Origin of the sequence: Hymenobacter sp. HDW8, from assembly GCF_011305775.1 — a bacterium.
Lineage (GTDB): Bacteria > Bacteroidota > Bacteroidia > Cytophagales > Hymenobacteraceae > Hymenobacter > Hymenobacter radiodurans.
In genome coordinates this window covers 1,628,401-1,652,873 of the sequence record NZ_CP049907.1, presented here as the reverse complement: position 1 = coordinate 1,652,873, position 24,473 = coordinate 1,628,401, and the positions used below count along the sequence as shown (strand labels likewise).

Below are 24,473 nucleotides of genomic sequence, written 5' to 3'. Positions count from 1 at the left end.
CTGCCGTTGCTACGTACTAAGACGGTTGAAGAATATGAAGAATACGCTGCATATCCTCCACCGAGTCAAACGCAATTCTGATCTCGCCATTGCCCTGGGGTTTGGCTTCACCTGTACCCGGCTGCCGAAGCGGTCGGATAGGTGACGCTCGGTGCGGCGCAGTTCGGCTACAGGAACCGGCTGGGGGGCATTTTCGGGCGCTTTCTGACCAGGCGTCGAGGCTGGAGCAGTAGCTGCGCCGCCACCACGCACAATCTGTTCTACACGACGCACCGACAGATCTTCGGCCACAATGCGACGATAAAGCATCAGCTGTTGCTCGGCATCCTCAATGTTGATAAGGGCACGGGCGTGGCCCATCGAAATTTCAGCGTCGCGCAGACCAATCTGAATGTCGGGGGCAATTTTAGCAGCCGCAGATAGTTGGTTACCGTCGAGCGGTTCTTGCCTACCCGGTCGCCGAGTTCTTCCTGCTTTAGGCTGCACTCACTCACCAAGCGCTGGTAGCTAAGCGCAATTTCAATTGCATTCAGATTCTCGCGCTGAATATTCTCAATCAGGGCCATTTCCAGCATCTGCTGGTCGTCGGCTTTGCGAATATATGCTGGAATCGTATCCAAGCCCGCCAGCTTAGAAGCTTGCAAACGCCGCTCGCCGCTGATGAGCTGATAAGAATTGGTGCCTAACTGACGCACGGTTACGGGCTGAATGATGCCCTGGATCCGAATAGACTCGGCCAATTCCTGCAGTGCCTGTTGGTCAAAGTGAGTGCGAGGCTGATACGGGTTCGCCTCGATATGATTCACCGAAATGAAGCCTACCGAATTGACCGGATGCGGCACCAGCCGTTCGCCTTTTTTCTCGTAGCTGCCTTCAATAAGGGCATTTAGCCCGCGACCCAAGCCGCCAATTTTGCGCTTCGGAACTGATGCGGGAGTTTTTTCTTCGTTCTTCTCTGACATACCTACTAACAGCCTAAGCCCAGTACCGGGCCAAAGCGGGATTCAAAAATACACAAACGCCGGGGAAGGACCGGAAATTTTACTCACTACTATCGTCATTGGCCTTAAACGAAAGCTGGCAGATGGAATACCACCTGCCAGCTTTCGTTTCTTTATCAAGAAGTCAGACGTTAAGCTGCTTCATCCTCAGCCGCTTCCGGGTCGGCCGCTACCGAGTTCTTCTCCACAATCTCGCGGGCTAAGTTCAGGTAACTGATAGAGCCTTTGCTGTCGGCATCGTGCAGAATAACCGGGATACCGAAGCTTGGCGACTCGCTCAGCTTCACGTTGCGCGGAATAATTGTATCAAAAACCAGCTGCTGGAAATGCAGCTTTACTTCTTCTACTACTTGGTTGGAGAGGCGCAGGCGCACATCGTACATAGTCAGCAGAATACCTTCAATTTCGAGCTCAGGATTGAGTCGACTCTGAATGATTTTGATGGTATTCAGCAATTTGCCCAAGCCTTCCAACGCGAAGTATTCGCACTGCACCGGAATAATGACGGAGTGAGCGGCCGTAAGGGCATTCACTGTAATCAAACCTAAGCTAGGTGAGCAGTCGATGATTATGAAGTCGTACTGATCGGCCAATGGCCGCAACGCCTCTTTCATTTTCTCCTCCCGATTGGGGAGATTGATCATCTCTACTTCCGCTCCCACCAAATCGATGTGAGAAGGCATGAGGTCGAGGTGAGGCAAGATGTTGGTTTGCAGAATGATATCCTGAGCATTGATGCCATCCACCATGCACTCATAGATGCTGTTCTGAATATCCTTGGGGTCGAAGCCAACACCGGAAGTAGCATTGGCTTGCGGGTCGGCATCTACGAGCAGAGTACGGTATTCCAAAGCTGCCAAGCTAGCCGCAAGGTTGATGGATGAGGTGGTCTTGCCCACTCCACCCTTCTGATTGGCTACCGCGATAATTTTTCCCATGTGGGTTAATTCTTACTTGTTTAATAGTTGATGGTTTAAGTAGTAAAAGGCTGAATGCTGATGTTATAGATCAATGATTCAGCTATTTAACTAGTCAAATTACAACTCCATTGTCGACCCGATGGCCATCAACACTAATTCTTTTCCGGCTTGCGTGGCCTGTTCACGGGCCGCGTCATGGTCGATTTTAATAGGCGGGAAAGTGTCGTAATGCATGCCGATAAACTGACGAACTCCTACCCAGTTGGCTGCCTCAATTGCATCGTCAATGCCCATAGTGAAGTTATCACCAATAGGCAGAATAGCAAAATCCAACTCATGCCGCTCATTTATGAGCTTCATGTCGTAGGTAAGGGCGGTATCGCCGGCGAAGTAAAAGTTTTTCTCGGCGGTTTCGATCACAAAACCAGCTGCCAAACCTCCATAGGAGCCATCGGGCATAGAGCTGGAATGGGCGGCTGGAACTAACTTCACTGTGCCGAAGGGCAGCTTTAATTTACCCCCTAGGTTCATTTTGTAGTTGGCTTTCAGGCCCTTTGCTTCAAACCAACTTAGCACCTCAAACATGCCTACCAATTCGGCGCCTGTGCGCTTCCCAATTTCCTCGACATCGGCTACGTGGTCGCCGTGGCCGTGGCTGAGGAGGATAAAATCAGCCTCAATTTTCTCAACGTCAATATCCTTAGCCAACTCATTGGGGCGGATAAAAGGGTCGAAGAGCACCTTAGTGCCCCCAATCTCAGCCAAGAAGCAGGAGTGGCCGTAATAGGTCAGTTTCATAAATAAAGCGAAGCGGAAAGGAGCGGTCGGACGCCAATTTAGCGTTACACTTGCACCGAACTTAGCACAAATATACACTGTTTCGCCTTTCTCATGTTTCCGTTTTTGCGTCGTTTTGCTGGTTTTGCCTTCCCGTTGCTCACGGCATTAGCTAGCTGCGGTGGCCCAAGCGGCTCCACCGACGAGCGCCGCGTTTTTCGATATAACCAGCCGGAAGCGCTTACTTCTCTTGACCCCGCTTTTGCCCGCAACCAAGCGAATACTTGGGCCGTGACGCAGTTATATAATGGCTTGGTTGAACTCGACGACCAGTTGAAGCCCGGACCGGCCGTGGCTCGGCACTACGATATCTCGCCCGATGGTCGGCGCTACACGTTCACGCTGCGTCCCAACGTGTTTTTCCACGACAGCGAGGTGTTTCCAGGGGGTAAAGGCCGGCGCGTCACCGCTCAGGATTTTGTATACAGTTTTAAGCGTTTGCTCGACCCTATGACGGCCAGTACTGGTGGCTGGATTTTTCGAGGGAAAGTGCTGGAAAACGCGGCGGGCGAGCCCTCAGATACCGCTTTTGTGGCTGTGAATGACAGCACCTTACGTATTCATTTGCAGGAGCCGTTTATTCCCTTTTTGAGCATCCTGACTATGCCGTATGCCTATGTAGTGCCTCGTGAAGCGGTGCAGCGCTACGGCAAAGATTTCCGGGAGCACCCAGTAGGAACGGGCCCCTTTCTGTTCAAGGATTGGGACGAAGGCAATGCCATCGTGTATCATCGCAACCCGCATTATTGGCGCAAAGATGCGCAGGGCCAGGCGCTACCGTATCTCGATGCCGTTCAGATATCTTTCATCCAAGACCGAAAAACGGAGTTCCTGACGTTTCAGCAGGGTAAGCTGGACTTTGTAAGCGGTATCCGAGCCGGCTCGCGCGACTTGATTCTGCACCCCGATGGTACTGTTCGTGAGGATTTTCAGGGAAAATTCCGCTTTGAGAAAGTGCCGTATTTAAATACGGAATACCTGGGCATACAGCAGGACCCTACTAATTTGCGGGGGGAGGGTGCCAATCCGGCGTTGCGCGATAAGCGGGTGCGGCAGGCCCTGAACTATGCGCTTAACAAACCCGAACTGATTGCTTACTTCTTGAATAATGTGGGCCGACCGGGCAACTCGGGATTTGTGCCCGCTTCTTTGCCGTCTTTTAGCGAAAAGCTGGTGCCTGGCTACACTTATCAGCCCGAAAAGGCCCGTGAACTATTAAAAGCTGCTGGATATGGTGCTGGCAAACCGTTGCGCCTGCGCCTCGGTACGGTGGCCGAAACCAAGGAAATAACCGAGTACCTCCAGAAGAAATGGGCTGAAGTAGGTGTGCAGGTGACCATCGATGTGAGTCAGGGAGCCGCGCATCAGGAGAACGTGGATAACGGCCGGGCAGCATTTTTTACCAAATCATGGCTGGGCGATTACCCCGATGCAGAAAACTATCTGGCGCTATTTTACAGCAAGAACTTCTCGCCGGCCGGCCCTAATAAAACGCACTTCAAAAGTGCCGCCTACGACCGTTTGTACGAGCAGGCTCAACTAGAGCAGGACACTGAAAAGCGCTACGATCTGTACCGCCAGATGGACCGTATTATTGTAGAGGAATGCCCGGTTATTCCCATGTACTATGATGAAGTAGTGCGTCTTACGCAGAATAACGTGCAAGGCCTGAAACCCAATCCGATGAACCAACTAGTGCTGGAGCGGGTCCGGAAGCTATAACGGCACGTGGCAATACAAGGCATAAAAAAGCCCCCCAACGACTCGTTGGGGGGCTTTTTTATGCGCTAAGATGCTTTACTTATTTTTTGATTTGGCGGGGCCTTGCTTGCGGGCTTCGGCTTCGCGCTCTTGGGCCGTTTTCATGGCTTCCGCGAGGCGGGCCTGGAAACCGCCGGGCTTTTTATCCTTGTTCTTTACCTTGTTGGCTTCGAGCTGGGCACGCAGCTTGGTCTCATCCACGAAGCGACGAGTGAGCGCCTGCTGACCAAAGGTGATGACGTTGGAAACGAAGTAATACCAAGTGAGGCCGGCGGCAAAGCTGTTCAGCACGAACAGGAAAATCAGCGGCATCAGGTAGCTGTAGAACTTCATCGGGCCCTGCATGGCGGTGTTGAGCTGGTTGCTCTGCCAGGTCATAAGCAGGGTAGAGGCCGTCATGAGCAAGGTGAACATGCTGATGTGGCTGCCATAATAAGGAATGGCGAACGGCAGCTTAGCAAATACATCGTAGCTGCTCAAGTCTTTAGCCCAGAGAAACGCTTCCTGCCGCAGCTCAATTGAGTTGGGAAAGAAGTTAAACATGGCAAACAGGATCGGTAGGGTAAGCAACGTAGGTATGCAGCCAGCCAGCGGACTCACCCCCATAGATGTGTAGAGCTTCATGGTTTCGCTCTGCACTTTTGCCTGGTCGTCACCGTACTTTTCCTTGATCTCGTCTAGTTCCGGCTTCAGCACCTTCATGCGTGCCTGCGACACATATGTTTTGTAAGTTAAAGGCCAAGTAACCAGCTTGATAAGCAGCACCAGTAGCGCGATAATGATACCGTAGCTGCTGATGAATTGCTCCAAGAAATGAAACACTGGAATCACGATAAAGCGGTTCATCCAGCGGAAAATGCCCCAGCCCAAGTACACGTTGCGGTCGAAGCCGGGCGCTACCTCCTTGAGAATTTGGAAGGAGTTTGGGCCGAAATAATACCGAAACTGGCCTTTCCCCCCCAGCACATCGGCGGCTGGAATGGTAAGCGTAGAGCTAAGAGTTTTAATGAATTTGTTGGTCGAATCGGCTGCGGCGGGTACATTGGAGTTGAACTTGCCCGTGCTAAACTGATTCTGGGCAATCAGGCCGGCCACGAAAAAGTCGTGTTTGTGCGCGGCCCACTTCACGGGCTCGTTAATGACGATTTCCTCGGGGTCTTCGCTGGTTTCGGACAAGGAACCTGGATCATCATTAGCTAAATAATGATTGATGGTCGTATGGTTGCGGTTCTGAGCGCGGTCTTGCTCCGTCTGGCGCACACGGTCGAGGAAGGTGAGTGTCATCGGCTCTTGGGCAATAACATTGCCCAGACCAGCAAAGCGCATCTCGTAGCCAACTTCGTAAGAATCATTGTAGAGCGTATATACTTGCTCAATTTGCCCCCCGGCCACGGCAGCCGTAAAAGTTAGGCGCTGGCCCTGGCGGTTGCCCTCTGTGACAGATTGCGCGGCGCTAGGCTGAAAGTACAGATCGGAGAAGCGCACCGTGCGGCCGTCGGTGGTACGAAAGCGAGTATCGATTTTGGCGCTTTCCTTATCCAGCAAGTCGAAAGGCTGCCCGAAAAAGGTCTTGTACTTATTGATGCGCACGGCTTGCACCTGGCCACCTTTAGTGGAGAAGGTAATGGTCAGGTCGTCGTTGGCAAGCTGCACATCTTGGGCTGTGCCCTGAGCCGCCGCAGCAAAATTACCCAGGGCCTGTGCCATCGCGGCAGAGTCGAGGGGAGCAGGCGTAGCGGTGGCAGCTTTGGCGGGAGCAGTACTAGCAGTAGCCGCCGGCTTTGCGGGGGCTTTTTCCGGCTCCGACTTCGGCGCGAAGAAAAACAAATAGATGAGGAGCAAGGCCGAAATCAAGAATAGGCCGGTTGCTGAGTTCTTGTCCATTGAAGGGTAAATAAATGCGTAGGTATTCGGTGCTAAGAAAAGAGCTGGAAAAATGCGCCCAGCGCGCTGTTGTTGCCAGCAAAAATTCGGCAGCGCTGCTACAAAGGTCGGTAGTAGCAGCTTATTTTATGCAGAAGCAGAAAAATCGGACGAGGTGGCAGGAAAATGGACCCGTTGTACAAGCAAGAGAGGAATCTGGCTGAGTAGTGAACATGAACTCGACCAAATTCCTCTCTATGTTAGCAATCAATTAGTTACACCTCATTCTTGTGGTGCTGAATAGCGGCCCGCACGAAACGTACAAACAGAGGATGAGGGTTCTCTACGGTGCTTTTTAACTCGGGGTGAAACTGTCCGGCTACAAACCAAGGGTGGCCATTCAGCTCTATTACTTCCACCAGACCTGTACCGGGGTTCACGCCCGAAGCTATCATACCCGCCGCCTCGAAGTCCTTCAGATACTCGTTGTTGAACTCGTAGCGGTGGCGGTGGCGCTCGCTGATGTGGTTACGGCCATAGGCTTTCGCCGCTTTGGAGCCCCGACGCAGGTCGCAGTCGTAAGCGCCCAGGCGCATAGTGCCGCCTTTCTGTGTGATATTTTTTTGCTCCTCCATCATGGCAATGACGGGCGTAGGTGTTAAAGGGTCCATTTCGGTGGAGTTGGCGCTGTTCAGTTGCAATACGTGCCGAGCAAACTCTACCATGGCCACTTGCATTCCCAGACAGATACCGAAAAAGGGAATATTGTTCTCGCGGACGTAGCGCACCGCGCATACTTTGCCCTCGAAGCCCCTTTCGCCAAAGCCAGGTGCTACCAACACCCCATTTACACCCTGTAGCAATTGAGCAACGTTCTCGGGCGTAATATGCTCCGATTGGATGCTGCGCACCGTGACTTTACACTCATTATGTGCCCCGGCGTGCACGAAAGACTCATTGATTGACTTGTAGGCGTCGGGTAGCTCCACGTATTTGCCTACCAGTGCAATGGTTACTTCCTCCGTAGGATTTTTGAGTCTGCCCAAAAAGTCCTTCCAAACTTCCAGATCGGGCTGCTGGGCGCCGCCCGTCAGCCGCAGGCGTTTGATAACCCGCTCGTCGAGCTGCTCCTTGAGCATGAGCAGCGGCACAGAGTAGATGCTTTCCGCGTCGAGGCTTTCGATTACGGAGTTGATCTTGACATTACAGAAAAGCGCGATTTTGCGGCGCATTTCCGGTGGAATAGGGTGCTCGGAGCGGCACACCAGAATGTCGGGCTGCAGGCCGGCTTCGCGCAGGTCGCGCACGGAGTGCTGCGTGGGCTTGGTTTTGAGCTCGCCGGCCGCCTTCAAGTAGGGGAGCAGCGTGAGGTGAATCACTAGCGAGTCGTTGGGGGGCAATTCCCAGCGCAACTGGCGCACAGCCTCCACAAACGGCAAGCTTTCAATGTCGCCGATGCAGCCGCCAATTTCGGTGATGATGATGTCAAATTCATCGCCCTGACCCAGTAGCAGCATGCGCCGCTTGATTTCGTCGGTGATATGGGGCACCACCTGCACGGTTTTGCCCAGGTAAGCGCCTTCGCGCTCCTTGCTAATCACGTGGTTGTAGATGCGGCCCGTGGTGACGTTGTTGGCCTGGGATGTAGGCGTGTTCAGAAACCGCTCGTAGTGGCCCAGGTCAAGGTCGGTTTCAGCTCCATCATCCGTCACGAAGCACTCGCCATGCTCATAAGGATTGAGCGTACCGGGGTCGATATTGATGTAGGGATCGAACTTTTGGATGGTGACCCGGAAGCCGCGGGCTTGCAGGAGTTTGGCTAGGGAGGCGGAGATGATGCCTTTGCCCAGGGAGGAGGTGACTCCGCCGGTGACAAAGATGTACTTGGCCGTCGCAGTCGGAGAAGAGATATTTCGGTCTGGCATAACGGGAAACAAAGTTAGGCGGAATATCCGGGGCAGCGAAGCTTTCGGCCATCGAATCCCAACTTTAGCTTGCTTTGACCCCGGCAGCGCGGAGATTAGGCTGCCAACGGCGCAGTTGTTGCGGGTGCAGCTTCGGGCTCAACTGTGCCCAGCACAAATATTGCTGCCCACAGTAAGGGTCGTTGAGTAGTAAAAAAGCCCCCCAGCGCTTCCTTTCCGATATAATGCTGTGCAAATTGCATAGATAACTGCTTGCACCATGCCGTCTTTCCTGCGTTCACTGCCGTTTTTGTTTTTGTTGCTGTTTCCGCTGAGCGCCGCCGCACCGCACTCTGGTATGGCCAGCGATGACGAAGAGGAGGAAATGAGCGCGAATCGGGGGAAAGGCCCCCGATGGCTAAACAAGATGATTGCCGATTCTCCGGTGCTACGCCAGCATCAGGTGGGAGTTTCTATTAGCGAGGTAGCGTCGGGCGAAAAGCTATATGAGCTCAACGCCGACCGCTATTTTACGCCGGCCAGCAATATGAAGCTATTCAGCTTTTACGCCGGTTTGCACTTGCTCGGCGATTCCCTGCCCAGCCTGCGCTACGTCGTGCGCGGCGACTCCCTGCTGTTCTGGGGTACCGGCGACCCTACGTTGCTCCACGGTGACGTTCCTTCGCGCAATGCCTTTGATTTCCTGCAAAATCGCCCTGAAAAACTGGTTTACCGCGAAATCCCGATGGCTCAGGCAGCCTTTGGGCCGGGCTGGAGCTGGGACGACTACAACTATTACTACCAGCCCGAGCGCTCGGCTTTTCCCGTGTATGGCAACGTTATTCGCTTCTATGCGGGCCCAAACCGGCGGCCCGCCGTGCGCCCACGCTTCTTCAATCCCGTTGTGAAGGAAGCCCCGGCCGGGTTCCCGCACCCAGCCGATGACCACGTGCGCCGCGAGCTAACGGACAATCGCTTCGTGTACTTCACGTCGCCCAAAAAGTGGATCGACGAAACGCCATTTCGCCCCAGCTCGCAGCTAGTGCTTCAACTGCTACAGGATACTCTGCGTCGGCCTGTGCTAAATGCCCCCTGGCGCCCTGTTCGGCCGCAAGAGGCGGTGCGTACCCTCGCTGGCTTGCCCGCTGACTCGTTGTATCGGCGGATGCTGCAAGTCAGTGACAACCTGCTGGCCGAACAGCTGCTGCTCATGTGCTCTGCTCGCCTGCGCTCCGATTCGCTGAGTACGCAAAGCGTTATTCGGGCCGTGCGCACGCAGTATTTGCAGGATTTGCCTGATGCTCCGCATTGGGTAGATGGCTCCGGCCTCTCGCGTAAGAACCTGATTACGCCCCGTACCTTATCTGCCTTGCTGCTCAAGCTGCACCAGGAAGTGCCGGAACCTCGGCTGCTGAGTTTGCTGGCAGCTGGCGGCGGCCACGGCACTCTGCGTCGCGTGTACCGCGATGCAGCCGGGCCGTGGTTTTGGGGCAAAACCGGTACGCTCAGCAACAATCACAACGTGTGCGGTTATCTAAAAACGCGCAAGGGTAAGCTGCTGGCGGTCAGTTTTATGAATAATAACCACGTAGCTGAAACTACCGTCGTGCGCCACGAAATGGAGCGGGTGCTGAAAGAAGTACGCGAGCGGATGTAAGGGCTAGTAAAGCACCCGAAACTTAATTGTGTGCTCTACTTTGCGCAGTGCCCCAATTACTTCCGGCGCGTATTCCTTATCAATATCAGTAATCACATAGCCAATGTGCTCGTTGGTTTTGAGGTATTGACCGAGGATGTTGACCTGATGGTCTGCCAATACATTGTTGATGCTGGCCAGTACGCCGGGCACGTTGGCGTGCAAGTGAATGAGACGATGCGCCTGCTGCACCGGAAGTTGGATGTTGGGCAGGTTCACACTTTGCTGAGTGTTGCCGGTATTCACGTAGCCCATAATGCGCTCGGGCACAAACTCGGCGATGTTGCGCTGAGCCTCGGCCGTACTGCCACCTATGTGAGGCGTGAGCAGGACATTGGGCAAGCCTCGCAGTTCACTTTCGAAGGTTTCGTGATTGGTTTTCGGCTCGTAGGGGAATACGTCGATGCTGGCACCGCCAAGATGACCGCTACGCACGGCGTCGGCTAGGGCTGGAATATCCACGATGTGGCCGCGGCTGAGGTTGAGAAAAATGGCCCCTGGCTTCATTTGCGCAAATTCTTCGGCCCCGATGAGATTCTTATTCTCGGCGCGGCCGTCTACGTGTAGCGTCACGACGTCGGCCTGCTGTAAGAGCTCCTGCAACGTGCGGCACTTCACGGCATTGCCTAGTTGAAGCTTCTCGGCTATATCATAGTAAAGCACTTGCATGCCTATAGCTTCGGCCACCACCGAAAGCTGGCTACCGATGTTGCCGTAGCCCACAATGCCCAGCTTTTTACCCCGAATCTCGAAGCTGCCACGCGCCGATTTGTCCCATTCACCCAGGTGCATTTTGGGGTTTTTGTCGGGGATGCGGCGGGCCAGTACGATGATTTCACCTAAGGCCAGTTCCACTACGGAGCGAGTGTTGGAAAAAGGCGCGTTAAACACGGCCACGCCCTTTTTCATGCAGCTTACCAAGTCAATCTGGTTGGTGCCAATGCAAAAGGCTCCTACGGCAATCAGGCGGTTGGCCGCTTCGAGGACGCGGGGTGTTACCTGCGTTTTGGATCGGATACCGAGGATGCTCACGCCTGCAATACGCTCTACCAGTTCATCTTCATCGAGGCCGCCGGGCACACTTTCCACCTGGTAGCCTTCCTGCCGGAAAAGCTCGGCGGCGCGGGCGTCGGGGTTTTCAAGCAAGAGTACGCTGATGCGGTTTTTGGGGTAGCTGAGCGTCATAGGAAGCTTATTTTGGTAGAGAAACTCGTCGAAGGACGGAATAACTTCGTCGGCCTGGGCCACGACGGCGGCGCGGGCCACGTTTTCGGTGAAGGCATAGAAGCGGTTGGCTAGGCCGGCCTCGCGCATCTGATAATCGGTGTAGCCGTCGCCGAGCACGTACACGTCGCCGGCCAGATCGAGCTGGCGGAGCTGCTCAATTTTGCCTCCGTCGCGGGTCAGCACGTTGTCGGCGTCGAAACCCGTAATTTGCCCCCCAGTATCGTAGGTGAAAGTATTAGCGAGCACGTGGTCGGAATCAATGCCAAAGTCAGCCACCACGGGCTCGATAAACTCCCGGAAGCCACTGCTCACGATATAGATGCGGCCCCGAAACCGCTCAAAAAAGCTGCGGTTGCGCACAATGCTGTCTGATACCTTGGTTTTGAGCTGTGCCACCAGCAGCGGCAAGTGCTCGCGCCGCGCTTCCAACAGTGCCAGACGTTGCTTCAGCGACTCGGAGAAGTTCAGCTCCCCGCTCATGCCCCGATCCGTGAGGCTGCGAATCTGCCCCACGATTTTTTCCCGCTCCGGGTGATGCTGAAGGGCAATATCCGCCAGTTCGTCCAGGCCTTCAACTTGGGTAAAGGTGCTGTCGAAGTCGATGATAAGATAAGGCAGAGGCTGAGTTGCGCTGGACATGTTGGGGGACAAATTAGCGCCGTCGATACGATTGAACAGCACTTAAAGCAAAGATGATAGGCTGGCTCAAGCAATAGAGTAAGCAAGGCCAATGGCTACAGTCGCTTGACTGTGAAGCCGCAATAATACCACATGAAGTAAAGGCAGGCGCAAAAACTTCTTACGCGATTCGCAAAGCAGAGCAGGCCACTACCCAGGAATCGTGCTGGCAGACGCGGCATTTGGTTGCTTCGCCGCGCGCTAGCTCCTGCACATGTGCGCACTGAGCGCAGGCATGAGAGCCAGCTTCCTGAACCCGGCGGTGCGTGTCGGCCACCCTTTCCGGCCAGATGGGCAAGCCGGCCTTCACATCTTTATCCTCAAAAAAGTAGAGACTTATATCGCCGGTGGCTTCAATGTAAGCGCGCCGCACCTGCCCCAAGTGTTCAACCTGTAATTGGCGCATTTCGCCGAAAAGCTCCTTCTGAGTTAAGTTTTGCTTGGTAAAATTCTCTAGATGGATTCGGCCATCTTCCACCAAAAGCACGGGCGCGCCCTCCAGCCAATCACTGAAGCGAGGAAAACGCTCGGTTAGACGGTTGAAGAGCAGATATAGGCCCGACACCATCAAGAATACCACGAGTACGTGCAGGATAGGCACATCATCGTAGAACATGGCATCGCCGGCCGCCGAACCCAACGCCAGGATAATGCTCAGCTCAAAGAGGGAAAGCTGCCGTACGCCACGCCGGCCCGTGACGCGCAGGGCGCCAATAATAAACAGGTAAGTAAGCAGGCAGCGGAAAGCTATTTCCAAGAGAAATAGCGGCGGCATGTCCTCGGACAGGAAAATACGGTTCCAGTCAAAGGGCTCAATAGGGGCAGCAAGGAAAAGCATAGGGAGAGATGATTTCTGCTACCCTAACGCGACAAAGTAGCTTAGTGTTGAGCTAAACCTCCTGACTGTCTGGCTTCTTTCGTATTCTTAATGGAATGGACGCTTTTTAACCATGCCACCTTCCGCATCATCAATGTGGTGCTGAACCACGAAGGCCTGCGGATCGAGGCGGCGGATTTCGGCGCGAAGGGCAGGAAGCTCTAGACGCGTAACGACGGTAAACAGGATATCCATTGCCAGGTCTTGGTGCCCCCGATGGCCAAAGCCACGCTTGCCCTGATAGATAGTTACGCCCCGCCCCAGATTGGTGGTAACAGCCTGCCGGATGGCCTCGCTTTGGGCTGAAATGATGGTGACGCCCGTGTATTGTTCTATACCATTGAGCACAAAGTCAAGCGCTTTGGAGGCTGAAACATAGGTTAGAATTGAATACAGCGCCACCTGTACGCCCAGGATAAAAGCGGCCACGCCAAAAATTACAATGTTGAGCAGCAGAATAACGTCGCTGACCTTAAGCAAGGAACTGCGCTTGCTAATGAGGAGCGCAGCTACCTCCGTGCCATCGAGCACGGCCCCGCCACGCATGGCCAGGCCAATACCCGCACCAATAAATACCCCCCCGAAAACGGAGGTCAGGAAGAAATCGGGAGTGACATCGGGGAAAGGCATCACGGCCAAACACAACGCCAAGCCAGCAATAGCGACGGCGCTTTTTATCGCAAAGGCCATCCCTATCTGGCGATAGCCCAGCAGCAAAAACGGAATATTGATGATAATAAGCAGAAAGGGAAGGGGAATGCCTAGCGTAGATGACAGCAGCATAGAAACTCCCGTGACGCCCCCATCGATGAAATGACTAGATAACAGGAAGCCTTTCAAGCCAAAGCCCGCCGACAGAATACCCGCTATTACCAGACTAGTATTCTTAATGCGGCGGCTCAATGATAAGGCTGGAATATCAAGAGAAGTGGTTTGGGTAGCAGGCATAAAAGAAAAGGAAATGATACTTGAGAAGTTCGCTAGTGCCTAGCGACTTGTCTGAGGCGGATGTGGTTCTTGAAATTGTTGAGCTATGGTACGTAGGCGTTTTACAAATCCTATATAGCGGCCGTTATTCCCGTACTGCCGCCAGCACCCGCTTAATGAGTTCATCAGGCTTGCCATCGTGCCAACGCCACACGATGACTATATCGTGCTCGGGGTCGATCCAGATAGTGTTGGAGCCGGCGCCGAGAGCTGCATAGCTGGTGGCCGGGGCGCTGGGCCACGCTTTCTGCTCCGTGTTAAGCCACCATAAATAGCCGTAGTCGGGACCGACGGGGCCGCGGGTGGTTGCCTGCTTTATCCAACTGGCGGGTACGAGCTGTTTTGCCCCCCAGCGGCCTTGGCGCAGCATGAGGTAGCCAAAGCGTGCCTCATCGCGGGCGCTGATCCAGAGGCCGCCGCCCCAGCGGGTGCCGCCACTCACTGAAGGCATCGCCTTACCATCAATTTCGACGGTAGAATTGCGGTACGGTACCCACTGCCATGTTTTTGACGCTCCGATGGGGTTCATTATTTCATCACGAAATACTTCGGGCAGCGGCTTGCGCCAGAGCTGCAGCAACGACAGCGCCATGCGGTTGATGCGCACATCGTTGTACTCGTAGTAGGTGCCGGGCGGCTGGAGAGCCCGGGGCTTGCGCTCACCCTGGCCAAAGGCTTCCCTGCCAAGGAAATTAACATTCTTGCCCCATAGTTCCCCAGCCCACTCGCTGGTCTGGCGCAGGTGGTGCTCCCAGGTAATTGGCTGGTTTTGAGCCGAGGCATAGCTGCCATCTTTGATGTAATTGGCTACAGGGTCGCGCACATCTTTGATGATACCTTTCTCTACGGATAGCCCCACAATAGTCGACAGCACGCTTTTGGCCACGCTGTAAGTGGGGTCGGCTGCTTTGGTGTCGCCCCACTCGGCCACGATGTAGCCGTGACGTAAAATTAGGCCATTGGTAGCGGCGCGAGTGGTGGGCAACGGACCAAGTGGCTCGCCAAAAATCTCCTTTTGGGTAGAGAAATCAGGCTTCATCTGGGTGGTTTCCTGCTGCTTGGCAAAGGCTACGGCCTGTTCCAGCAGGGCGGCATCCATGCCTACTTGTGCGGCCTCTTTGCGCTGCCAAGCATCGTCGGCGGCGGGGAAATAAAAGCTATTAGAGGTCTGAGTGGTTTGCTGCGCGGTTTTGGAAGGAGTTTTGGCGCAGCCTAAAAAGGCGAAAAGAACGAAAAGGTAGTAAGGTGTTAGACGCATAGATGGCAGGTTCGAGACTGTCAAAGATGCTTATCTTTCCCCGTTCAGTAAAGTGGTGAAGGCTTTCTATTAGGCTTAAGACGAGCGGCGCTGATAGTATCGATGAGCCAGTAGGGAAATCGGTAGCCCAATGCAAAGCATCAGAATTCCGGCGTTTATAACTGCCTGCGTAGCATTGAATGGTCCCGTAGACACCTGCGAGAGCGGCACCACTACCCGGTTCATTACCAGCCACACGCCTATCCCATAAAGCAGGCCGCCCAGCACCGGATGCCTCCCCAGCCAGGCCAAGCGTGGGTAGAGCCAAAAGAAAAAGACGGCAAATACCAGCGCAATACTAAAGTGGAATACCAGGCCCCAAACCAACATGATAGGGCTGCCGCTAAAGGCTGCTTTGCCAAACACGCCACTGGCCACATAAGGCAGCACCCGCAACGGACTTCCACCCGTCGAAACAGCGAAGTTGGTCATGGCCGCGCTGATATCGAGAGTGCCGGCCAGCAGCGCCGTGCCAGCAATATAGGCCACTCGGTTGGCGAAAAAAGGAAGCGCAGAGAAGGGTGGCATAGTGATTCTTCGAACAGTAAAATAGCGAAATGATATATTACTTCATTATTCTCGGGATTAAGCTATCTGCGCTGGTTTCAGTGAATACCAGCTTATAAATCACTTCGAAGCTAGTGCTGTTAAGGGCATAAGGCGGAGGTAATGGCCGGTTGGAAATACGTTACCAATGATGTTCTGAACTACAGAATTCACTTTATGCAGCTCACTATTACCCCGGCAATTGTTCTTCTGTTTGCGGTGCTGGCCCAGGCAGTATTCGCGGCGGGACTGCTGTGGTTTGCCCCCCACAACCAACTCCCAAACCGGTTTCTGGCGTTGCTGCTGCTGGCTATTGCCCTCTGGGTGCTGGACGGATTGTGGCGCGCCGCAGGACTGTATGGCCAGAATGCCAACTGGTATTTTACCCCAATTTACTATTCCCTAGCCTTTGGGCCGCTGCTCTACTTTTATGTCCAAAGTCTAGTAAGTCAGCCCTTTCAGTTGCGTAGGCGGCATCTGTGGCACTTTGTGCCCGTACTGGTGCAGGCAGTGCTTTACTGGTGGCTCCGGTTCGAGCCTTACCAAACGCGGCTGTGGTTTTGGGAGCAGGTGCATCAGCCTTACACGTACCGGATAGAGTTTATCGGTACCTGGGTGTCGCTGATTATTTATCTGGGTTTGAGCTTGCAGTTGTTGCGGCACTACCGGCGCTGGCTACCCGACAATTTCTCGGAACTGTCGCAGCTGCGCCTGAAGTGGTTGCGGGTGCTTTTGCTGGCGCTGGGCGTGGTGAGCGTGCAGTGGCTGGTGGAGGTAGTGCTGCGCGAATTCTTTCATCTGTACTACGCCTACGATTATTCTACTTGGCTGTTAGGCGGGGTGGTGCTGCTGATTGGCGTGGTAGGGCTGCGCCAGGCTGACATGCGAGCTGTGCATTTTGCGCCCCTGCAAGCGGTTGAAAAAGCCCCCCAGCCGGTTGGCGAGACGCTATTGCCTGGGGAGGCGAGCGGGGGGCTTTTTTGTGCCTCCTCCGATGCGGTTGCTGTAGCGCCCACGGTGCGCCAGGTGCCGGCTGCGGTTGATGCGGCGGTGTTGGAGCGCATTCGTCAGGCGCTGGAAGATGAGCAGCTGTATCTGAACCCCACGCTCACGCTGGCCGAATTATCGGCGCATACGGGTCTGGCGCCGCGACTAATTTCATTCACCGTTAATAATGGCTTTGGGCAATCTTTCAACGACCTGGTGAATGGCTACCGGGTGGAGGCCGTGAAGCGCCGCCTCGCTAATCCTGCCGATGTGGCCCGCCTCACGCTGCTGGGAATTGCCTTTGAATGTGGCTTCAATTCCAAGACCACCTTCAACCGAATTTTTAAGCAATTCACCGGCGTGGCGCCCAGCGAATTTGCCCCTCAGTGAACTGCTGCCATTGATTACAGAGCGCGTAAGCCCCTTTTCGGAGCTACTTAGTGCCACATCATGATCTGGTACGCCCCACATCTGTATCTGGGGCGCTTAACGGAACTAGGTCGCCCACCTTTGGATCGTATTCACCTACTCCACTCGTGGTCATGAAAAACATTCTCTTGGTGCTGGCACTGCTGGCCCTTAGCTTCTCAGCAGCGGCCCAAACCGCCTGGACCGATCATACCCGCGCCCTACCCGATAAGCTTCGTCAGGTGCCGGTGGGCCTCACGCTCTGGCACACGCCCAACCCCAACTATCCCAAAGCCGACCCCGCCAAGCCAGGCCAATTTGTGTGGAAGCACAGCACAATGCTGCGCGCTGAGGTGGCCGACCTGGAGGTGGTAGAGTGCGGCAGCTTTATCTGGTACAGCGCCGAGGGTTGGAAGGCCAATATGCGCGAAACGCCCGCCGAGTTTGCCGAGCTTTTCAACTGCCCCAACGGCCAGCTGCGCCAAGGAATTACCTACACGTTCGCCAAAAATTACCGCTATGCCACCAGCGCCCAGCAGCTCTACGGCGGCGACGCACTCTGGTACATCTTGGCCAAAGACAAAAACGGCAAGCTCTACAAAGGCATGGGCCTACTAGAAACCGAGGCCACCGTGCGCTAAGCCGAGGACTCAGCGCGGGCTACCGAATCTGGGGGGCTTTTTCCCTATTTCTATCCAAATTCTTACTTATGAATACGACCATGAAAGCGCTGCTTCTAGCATTCGTTGTTACTATCTGCCTAGCTTTCCGGCCGGCCACTACCACCTACCAGGCACTTCCTGCTGCCAGCCGTCTCACCTGGACGGGCTACGCGGAAGCTGGCTCCTGGGCTCCCAGTGGGCTGCTCCAGCTTCGGCGCGGCACCTTCACTTCCGATGGCGCTACCATACGCCAGGGGCGCTTTGAGTTCGATATGAATACCATCACACATACCGATGCTAAGTTGCAGGAACACTTGCGGGGGGCAGATTTCTTTGATACCGAGCGCTTTCCGGTTGCCGTTTTCGTACTGCGTGAAGTCGTGAAGGGGCAGGCGGTGGGGGAGCTTACGCTGAAAGGCATTGCCAAACCAGTGCGCTTTCCAGTCACTGTTACGCCTCACCCCAAAGGCCTACAGATACAGGGCACCGCCAGCCTCGACCGCACGCAGTTTGGCGTGAATTATAACTCCAGCAGCTTCTTTCAAAACCTGGGTAACTACGCCATCCGCAACGATTTCAGCCTGACGTTTGACATAATCGCCAAAGCTGATAAGTAGTTGGAAAATAGCTAAATAGTGCGTGCTTTGCCATCGTAAAGTATAGGTGATTACGACTAATCAGCAAGCCCATGCACACGGCCCTGCAACTACAGAAGCTACTGCTTGCCTTTACGCTGGTGCTGATGGTGGCTCCGGGCACGCTGGCGCAGAAAGCTACTATCCAGCGGCTTGATGGCAGCCGCATATCGGTGCAGGAAATAGAGCGGCTAGTGCCTGCGCTCATGGATTCGGCGAAGGTGCCGGGCTTAGCGCTCGCTATTTTGGAAGACAATCAGGTACGCTACGTGAAAGCGTTTGGCTACCGCAACGTGCAGAAGCGTCTGCCCCTGGAACCACAGACGGCTATGTACGCTGCATCTTTCAGCAAAGCTGTATTTGCCTACTTAGTGATGCAGCTGGTGCAGGAAGGTGTGTTGGACCTAGATAAGCCACTATATCAATACCTTGGCAAGCCTCTGCCCGAGCTAAAGGACTACCAAGACCTCGCCGCTGATGCGCGCTGGAAGCAGCTTACCGCCCGTATGGCCCTCACCCATACTACCGGCTTTCCCAATTGGCGCTGGTTTGAACCCGATGAGAAGCTGCGGTTTAAGTTTGCCCCCGGTGCCCAATACTGGTACTCCGGCGAAGGGCTACAGCTGTTGCAGGTGGTGGTGGAGAAAATCACTGGAAAGGGCCTGTTGCAGCTAAGTGAGGAGCGGGTATTTACGCCTTTGGGTATGACGCGCACCAGTTATGTATGGCAGCCAGCGTTTGAGAACAACTTTGCCATCGGCTATATGGAAGATGGCAAGGCGGTGCCCAAGGAAAAGCGCGACGAGGCCCAAGCGGCGGGCTCCATGGAAACCACTATCACCGACTATGCTACCTTTATGGCTGCCGTAATGCAGAGCAAAGGCCTGACGCCTAAGGCGAAGCAGGAAATGGTGCGGGCGCAGGTAGCTATTCCGTTCAAGGCGCAGTTTGGTCCGCTGGCCACCGTAGTCACCGACGAGAACAAAGCCATCAAGCTGGGTTACGGGCTAGGCTGGGGGGTATTTGAATCGCCATATGGTCCCGCGTACTTCAAGGAGGGCCACGATGATGGGTGGGAAAACCATAGCGTAGCGTTCGGGGATCGGAAGAAGGGCTTGGTTATAATGAGTAATAGCTCCAACGCGGATAAGCTGTTTAAAGAGCTGCTGGAAAAGCTGCTTGGCGACACGTTTACGCCGTGGCAATGGGAAAACTATGTTCCGTATAATTACTCGGCGAAATAACCGCTGGCCTTTCCAAAATTGCCCCCAGTCCCTTCCGCTTATACATATGGCGCGCATTATTGACAGCTATGAAATTGTGGATGCTCCCGACCCGGCCAGTTGGCGCGCGTGGCTGACCGCACACTATGCTAGTTCGCCGGGTGTGTGGTTGGTGCTGTACAAAAAAGCTAGTGGACGGCGGCAAATGACCTACGCCGAAGCGGTGGAAGAAGCGCTGTGCTACGGGTGGATTGATAGCCTGCCGCGCTTGCGGGATGAGACTTGCTTCCACTTGCTATTCACGCCTCGCAAGCCTCGTAGCGTATGGTCGAAGGTGAATAAACAGCGCATAGAAACGCTACTGGCCGACGGCCGCATGACTCCTGCGGGCTGGAGCAAGATTGAAGTCGCCCGCCAGGATGGCAGCTGGGACACACTTAACGCCAGCGACGCGCTGGAAATGCCCCCCGAACTCACAGCCGCGCTGGCCGCCAATGTAGTGGCCCAACACAACTTTGCCGCCTTCCCGCCTTCCGCCAAACGGCAAATCATTCAGTATCTGAATAGCGCCAAACGCCCAGAGACGCGCCAGAAACGAGTGGAGCAAATAGTAGCCTTGGCAGCCGAAAATAAGCGGCTCAGTTAACCTCCCAAATAGCGCAATAGGGAGCCAGTATCCAGTATTCTACATAAAAAGCCCCCCAGCCAACGCTTTGGAAAAGACGTTGACTGGGGGGCTTTTTTATCGCTATAGCACAAGAGTGAGCTGAATTGTGCCCGTGCTGTAGTTAGGCCGCTACGCTGGCGCCTTCTAGTTGCTCTAGCGCCTCGGCATCCAGCTGTAGATCAGTGGCTTTCAGCAATTCTTCTACCTGTTCGGCGCTCGTGGCGCTGGCAATAGGCGCGGTAAGTCCGGGCTGAGCCATAATCCAGGCCAATGCCACCTGAGCGGGCGTGGCCTTGAGACGAGCACTAACTGCATCGAGGGCCGCCAGAATGGAAAGGCCTTTCTCGTTCAGATACTTCTGGCCAACACCGCCGCCGCGGGCGCTTTTCTTAAGATCGGCTTCTGAGCGGTATTTGCCCGTCAGGAAGCCCGAAGCCAGGCCGTAGTAAGGAATGACGCCTACGTTGTACTCCTGGCACAAAGGCAACAGCTCCTGCTCAAACTCGGCGCGGTCGTAGAGATTGTAGAGCGGCTGCAACGATTCGTAGCGCGGGAAGCCGTGCTGCTCGCTGGCTTGCAACGATTCGCGCAGGCGCTCCGCCGAAAAGTTGGAGGCACCAATTACGCGCACCTTGCCTTCCTTTACCAGCTGAGCATACGCCTCCAGCGTTTCTTCTACCGGCACCGTCAGGTCGTCTTTGTGCGATTGGTACAGATCGATGTAGTCGGTTTGGAGGCGTTTGAGAGAGCCTTCCACGGCCCGCAGAATGTAGTTTTTGGCTAAGCCCTTGTTCTGCGCATTCACTTCCCAGCCTACTTTGGTGGCGATAACCACGTCGTCGCGGCGGCCACGCTGCTTCAGCCACTTACCGATGATAGTTTCGGATTCGCCGCCTACGTGGCCGGGCACCCACACGGAGTAGCCATCGGCAGTATCAATGGCATTGCCACCACCAGCTACAAAGGCGTCGAGCACGGCGAAAGAAGTGGCTTCGTCGGCCGTCCAACCGAACACGTTGCCGCCTAATACGAGGGGAGTTATGGAAAGGGAAGAGTTACCTAATTGACGTTTGTTCATGATAATAGCTTGGGTTTTGCTTGGATAAGCCAGGTTAGAAATGCTTCTGGTTTACGTCGAAAAGTGAGTAGGGGTGATGATGTTTTTATGGACGAGTCATCATTTGCCACACGGTAGCTTTACCAGCCGAGTCACAACCAGGGCCAAGAGTTAGTCTGGGCGAACCAGTACCAGCCGCTGATGCTGGCCCAGCATTTCGGCCGTATATACCCCGCCCGGCAGGCGACGACCATTCTGGTCTTCCGCATTCCAGGATACCGCATGAACCCCCATTTCGGTGGCTGAAGCGAAAGTGCGCACTACCTGGCCTTGGGCGTCGCGAATACGAAGCGTGTACTGGCCGGGGGTGTGTAGCGTGTAGTTGAGCGTAGTGCGGCCGTCAAAAATCCGGTCGCTGGGTGCTGCTAGCGTTAAGCGGTCGGGAGCGGCGGCTGTATAAAAAGTATTCAGGCGCAGGCCCTGTATAGCAACGGTAAGCGGCTGGTTTTGAAAGTGTACCCGCACCTGCAAAGTTTGGGTGGCAGTATCGTAGCGCCAGGTATCAGCGGGCGCCGGCTGGCCAGCTACGAGCACAGCGGCAGGCGCGGCAGCTACGCGCGGAACCAGTAACTCGATAATACGGCTGGGGGGCATTTTGGCGTAGCCCTGGCCACTAGTGCTGATGCGAATATCAGTTTGGGTAGCAGAGGTAGCGCCTGCAAAAGCAAGGAGCTGAAATTGCCCCCCAGCCATCGCCTGCGCCGATTTTCCGTCATCTTCATACACGGTAAAGCTGGATTTGGGAACGGCGTAATCAGCGTAGAAGCGCACGCGCAAGGTATCGGTGTGGTAGCGGGCGGTGGTGTTGACGTAGGGCGCTAACGGTAGAAAAGCACCGGCGCGCACGAGTAGCGGCACGCGCTCAAGTGGGGCATTGCGCCCGACAATTTGCCCCCCAGCCAGGGTTTCATGAGAGTAGAAGTCTATCCAGGTGCCGGCGGGCAGCAGCACGTTGCGGCGGCGCTGCCCTGGCTGAATTACGGGCGCCACCAATAGGTTAGGACCGAGGAAATACTGGTCGTTTACGTTGCCTAATTGCTCATTTTCCGGTCCCGCAGCTGCCTCATAGTTCATTGGGCGGGCTAGGGGCGCACCAGCCTGGGTGTTCTGCCAAGCCAGCGTGTATAGGTAAGGAAGCAGTTCGTAGCGCTGGTGGGCGGCATTGCGCACGATGCTTTTGTAGGGCTCTGGGTAATAATAAGGCTCGGGTGGCACGCCTTCACCGTGGGGGCGCATAATGGGGCAGAGCGAAGCCATTTGCAGCCAGCGCGTGTACAGTTCCGGGTCGATGGGGCCCACACAGAAGCCGCCGGCATCGGAGTGCATGTAGCCCACGCCGCCCATGCCTACGCCCAGCATAATGGGAATCTGGGCCTGAAAGCCCGACCACGACCGGTTGATATCGCCCGACCACGGAAATACGCTATGGCGCTGCATACCCGCCCACCCGGATCGCGCCAGGTTGAATAATCGCTCCTGAGGGTATTCCTGGGCGTATTTCTCGGCAAAAATGCTGGCCCACGCCTGCCCATAGGCATTATGTATCTGGCGCGTCGGGCCCGTGACGTGGTGCATCTCAACGGGGTGATTTTCGGGCTCGCCTAAGTCGCTCCACCAGCCACCCACGCCTTCCGTTTTGCGCTTTTTGTAGTACGACCATAGCCATTCGCGGGCGCTGGGCTTAAACATATCGAGCAACGACGCCGGCCCGGCCCAAAACGAGGCCACCGTGAAAGGGCGCCCCACGGAGTCGGTGCCAATCAGGTTTTGGGTACGCACAACGGAGTCGTTGCGGGAAGCGCGCATCACATACGGCTCCGAAATCAGGATGGTCTTGACGCCCACCGAATCCAGATTGCGCATCATGGTGGCGGGCTTGGGAAATTTCTGGTAGTCCCAATCGAGGTTGCCCTGGTCTTTGGTAGTACCAAACCAGTACAGATCCAGCACCAGCGCATCCAGCGGAAATCCTTCGCGGCGCATGCGTTGAGCCACGGCTTCGGTCTCGGCTTGGGAGCGGTAGCCAAAGCGGCTCTGAATCAGGCCCAGTGCCCAGCGCGGCGGCAACGGCTGCCGTCCAGTAATTGCCGTGTAGCGGTCCAGAATAGTAGCGTACGAATCGCCGGCCACCAGAAAGTACCCGACGGTACCTAGCGCTTCGCCGCCGTATTCCATGACGCTTTTATGGGTAGCGCCAAGGTCGAGGTAACCGGCGGTGTGATTATCAAAAAACACCGCGTAGCCCCGACTCGACATGACCACGGGCAAGGTCAGGTTGAGGTTTTCGGCGCCGTTCTGATAGGCATAGCGGGCTTGATTATACAGCTCCAGGCGGCGTCCGCGGCGGTCGAGTGGCAAGGCCCGCGCGCCGGTACCGTAAAGCTGCTCGCCGGGCCGCAGGCGGAAGCTCACGCCTGTTTCATTTGGATTGGAGGTAGTTGACGGTCGCTGAAAAGCCCCCCAAGCCTCCGTTGCTACGGTGTCGGTGCCTCGCAGCAGGTGCACTCTGAGCGGACGTTTGCTTACCGCTACGCGCAGATTTTCTGGTAGTTCCAGTTCCAGACTTTGCGCGGTTTCTCGCATACCCACTGCCAAATCAGCTGTAGCCGTCGTGACAACACTAATGGAGGAATCGGGCTGAGTGGGGCGGCCTGCGGGAAAGTAGTCAACCCGCACGACGCCCGTAGCCCACGGGCGTACCTGTAGCGTCGCCCCATCGGTAGCCCTGATGCTGAGTTGCCCGGCCGCGTACTGATGGGAGCGATACGCGGCAATGGAGCGAGCTAGCGCATTCGGCCTTGGAAATGGGTCGTTTGTAGGTGGCCCATCGTCGGTACGCTGCCCGTAGCTAGGCAGGCTCAGCGTGGTGGAGAGCGAGAACAGGAGTAGGCAATGGCGTAAGCGTGGCAACATAGGGTGGGAGCGGAGAACAGGCGGCTTTTTGGATAAGCAAAGAAACTCTGTAAAGTGTGCTCGGGGGGTAATACAGTCCTTTGCTTAGACCATAATACAAGCGTAAGGTAGGAAGGGAAGGTTGCGCGGCGAGATTGGGGTACCTGTTAGCTCGGACCCTAAGGCACAGATAAAAAGGTATTGAGTCTGCTAATGGCCGCAAGACCAAGCGGCTAGCAGGGCAGTGCGTAAGGGTTAGGTGGCCGCTTAACAGACTAGTTTTGTGTT

18 protein-coding genes and 1 pseudogene are annotated in these 24,473 nt (G+C 55.2%); 7 read left to right on the top strand and 12 right to left on the bottom strand.

All coding sequences use genetic code 11. The features are described 5' to 3' along the window. Window positions 1-16 precede the first annotated feature (16 nt). The 3 genes and pseudogenes from G7064_RS06815 to G7064_RS06805 all read right to left on the bottom strand — a co-directional run bounded on the left by G7064_RS06815 (window position 17) and on the right by G7064_RS06805 (window position 2,719). Window positions 17-962, bottom strand: a pseudogene (locus tag G7064_RS06815) (ParB/RepB/Spo0J family partition protein). 170 nt (window positions 963-1,132) lie between these two features. Beyond that, entirely contained in the window at window positions 1,133-1,939 is an 807-nt protein-coding gene (locus G7064_RS06810) for a ParA family protein (RefSeq protein ID WP_133272017.1), read from the bottom strand. A gap of 99 nt (window positions 1,940-2,038) precedes the next feature. After that, window positions 2,039-2,719 carry a metal-dependent hydrolase gene (locus G7064_RS06805; RefSeq protein WP_166072999.1) on the bottom strand — a complete coding sequence of 227 codons (681 nt, stop codon included), beginning with the start codon at window positions 2,717-2,719 and terminating at the stop codon, window positions 2,039-2,041. 93 nt (window positions 2,720-2,812) lie between these two features. Here G7064_RS06805 and G7064_RS06800 point away from each other — a divergent pair, with 93 nt between their 5' ends. Beyond that, window positions 2,813-4,480, top strand: coding sequence for an ABC transporter substrate-binding protein (locus tag G7064_RS06800; RefSeq protein WP_166072998.1), 1,668 nt, complete (start codon window positions 2,813-2,815; stop codon window positions 4,478-4,480). Between the two features lie 75 nt (window positions 4,481-4,555). Here the strand turns inward: G7064_RS06800 and yidC are convergent, their stop codons facing one another. Both yidC and G7064_RS06790 read right to left on the bottom strand, forming a co-directional pair. After that, entirely contained in the window at window positions 4,556-6,403 is a 1,848-nt protein-coding gene (gene yidC / locus G7064_RS06795; RefSeq protein ID WP_166072997.1) for a membrane protein insertase YidC, read from the bottom strand. Window positions 6,404-6,657: 254 nt separating this feature from the next. Next, window positions 6,658-8,307, bottom strand: coding sequence for a CTP synthase (locus G7064_RS06790; protein ID WP_133272020.1), 1,650 nt, complete (start codon window positions 8,305-8,307; stop codon window positions 6,658-6,660). A 259-nt stretch (window positions 8,308-8,566) separates the two neighbouring features. Between G7064_RS06790 and G7064_RS06785 the strand changes: the two genes are divergently transcribed. After that, the gene (locus tag G7064_RS06785) at window positions 8,567-9,943 is read left to right on the top strand and encodes a D-alanyl-D-alanine carboxypeptidase/D-alanyl-D-alanine-endopeptidase (protein ID WP_166072996.1); all 1,377 of its coding nucleotides are present in this window, start codon (window positions 8,567-8,569) and stop codon (window positions 9,941-9,943) included. Window positions 9,944-9,946: 3 nt separating this feature from the next. On the opposite strand, the gene serA is transcribed toward G7064_RS06785, so the two are convergent. The 5 genes from serA to G7064_RS06760 form a co-directional block, all read right to left on the bottom strand. Further along, window positions 9,947-11,848, bottom strand: coding sequence for a phosphoglycerate dehydrogenase (serA, locus tag G7064_RS06780; protein WP_166072995.1), 1,902 nt, complete (start codon window positions 11,846-11,848; stop codon window positions 9,947-9,949). A gap of 160 nt (window positions 11,849-12,008) precedes the next feature. Further along, on the bottom strand, window positions 12,009-12,725 hold the full coding sequence (locus G7064_RS06775; RefSeq protein WP_166072994.1) for a DUF421 domain-containing protein: 717 nt from the start codon (window positions 12,723-12,725) through the stop codon (window positions 12,009-12,011). A gap of 87 nt (window positions 12,726-12,812) precedes the next feature. Then, window positions 12,813-13,712: a YitT family protein gene (locus tag G7064_RS06770; protein ID WP_166072993.1), complete on the bottom strand. Its 900-nt coding sequence runs from the start codon at window positions 13,710-13,712 to the stop codon at window positions 12,813-12,815. A 124-nt stretch (window positions 13,713-13,836) separates the two neighbouring features. Continuing rightward, window positions 13,837-15,009 (bottom strand): serine hydrolase domain-containing protein, encoded by a 1,173-nt coding sequence (locus G7064_RS06765; RefSeq protein ID WP_166072992.1) that lies wholly within the window; start codon window positions 15,007-15,009, stop codon window positions 13,837-13,839. Window positions 15,010-15,084: 75 nt separating this feature from the next. Further along, window positions 15,085-15,576, bottom strand: a complete 492-nt coding sequence (locus G7064_RS06760) for a DUF1440 domain-containing protein (RefSeq protein WP_166072991.1) — start codon at window positions 15,574-15,576, stop codon at window positions 15,085-15,087. A 195-nt stretch (window positions 15,577-15,771) separates the two neighbouring features. Here G7064_RS06760 and G7064_RS06755 point away from each other — a divergent pair, with 195 nt between their 5' ends. The 5 genes from G7064_RS06755 (at window position 15,772) to G7064_RS06735 (ending at window position 20,155) form a co-directional block, all read left to right on the top strand. Then, window positions 15,772-16,971: a helix-turn-helix domain-containing protein gene (locus G7064_RS06755; protein WP_166072990.1), complete on the top strand. Its 1,200-nt coding sequence runs from the start codon at window positions 15,772-15,774 to the stop codon at window positions 16,969-16,971. Between the two features lie 152 nt (window positions 16,972-17,123). Then, entirely contained in the window at window positions 17,124-17,630 is a 507-nt protein-coding gene (locus tag G7064_RS06750; protein WP_166072989.1) for a hypothetical protein, read from the top strand. A 68-nt stretch (window positions 17,631-17,698) separates the two neighbouring features. Then, on the top strand, window positions 17,699-18,268 hold the full coding sequence (locus G7064_RS06745) for a YceI family protein (protein ID WP_166072988.1): 570 nt from the start codon (window positions 17,699-17,701) through the stop codon (window positions 18,266-18,268). A 71-nt stretch (window positions 18,269-18,339) separates the two neighbouring features. Further along, window positions 18,340-19,530: a serine hydrolase domain-containing protein gene (locus G7064_RS06740; RefSeq protein WP_166072987.1), complete on the top strand. Its 1,191-nt coding sequence runs from the start codon at window positions 18,340-18,342 to the stop codon at window positions 19,528-19,530. Window positions 19,531-19,576: 46 nt separating this feature from the next. Next, the gene (locus tag G7064_RS06735) at window positions 19,577-20,155 is read left to right on the top strand and encodes a YdeI/OmpD-associated family protein (RefSeq protein WP_166072986.1); all 579 of its coding nucleotides are present in this window, start codon (window positions 19,577-19,579) and stop codon (window positions 20,153-20,155) included. 142 nt (window positions 20,156-20,297) lie between these two features. Here the strand turns inward: G7064_RS06735 and G7064_RS06730 are convergent, their stop codons facing one another. Both G7064_RS06730 and G7064_RS06725 read right to left on the bottom strand, forming a co-directional pair. Continuing rightward, entirely contained in the window at window positions 20,298-21,254 is a 957-nt protein-coding gene (locus G7064_RS06730; RefSeq protein WP_166072985.1) for an aldo/keto reductase, read from the bottom strand. A gap of 150 nt (window positions 21,255-21,404) precedes the next feature. Then, window positions 21,405-24,206 carry a TIM-barrel domain-containing protein gene (locus tag G7064_RS06725; RefSeq protein ID WP_166072983.1) on the bottom strand — a complete coding sequence of 934 codons (2,802 nt, stop codon included), beginning with the start codon at window positions 24,204-24,206 and terminating at the stop codon, window positions 21,405-21,407. Window positions 24,207-24,473: the final 267 nt, after the last annotated feature.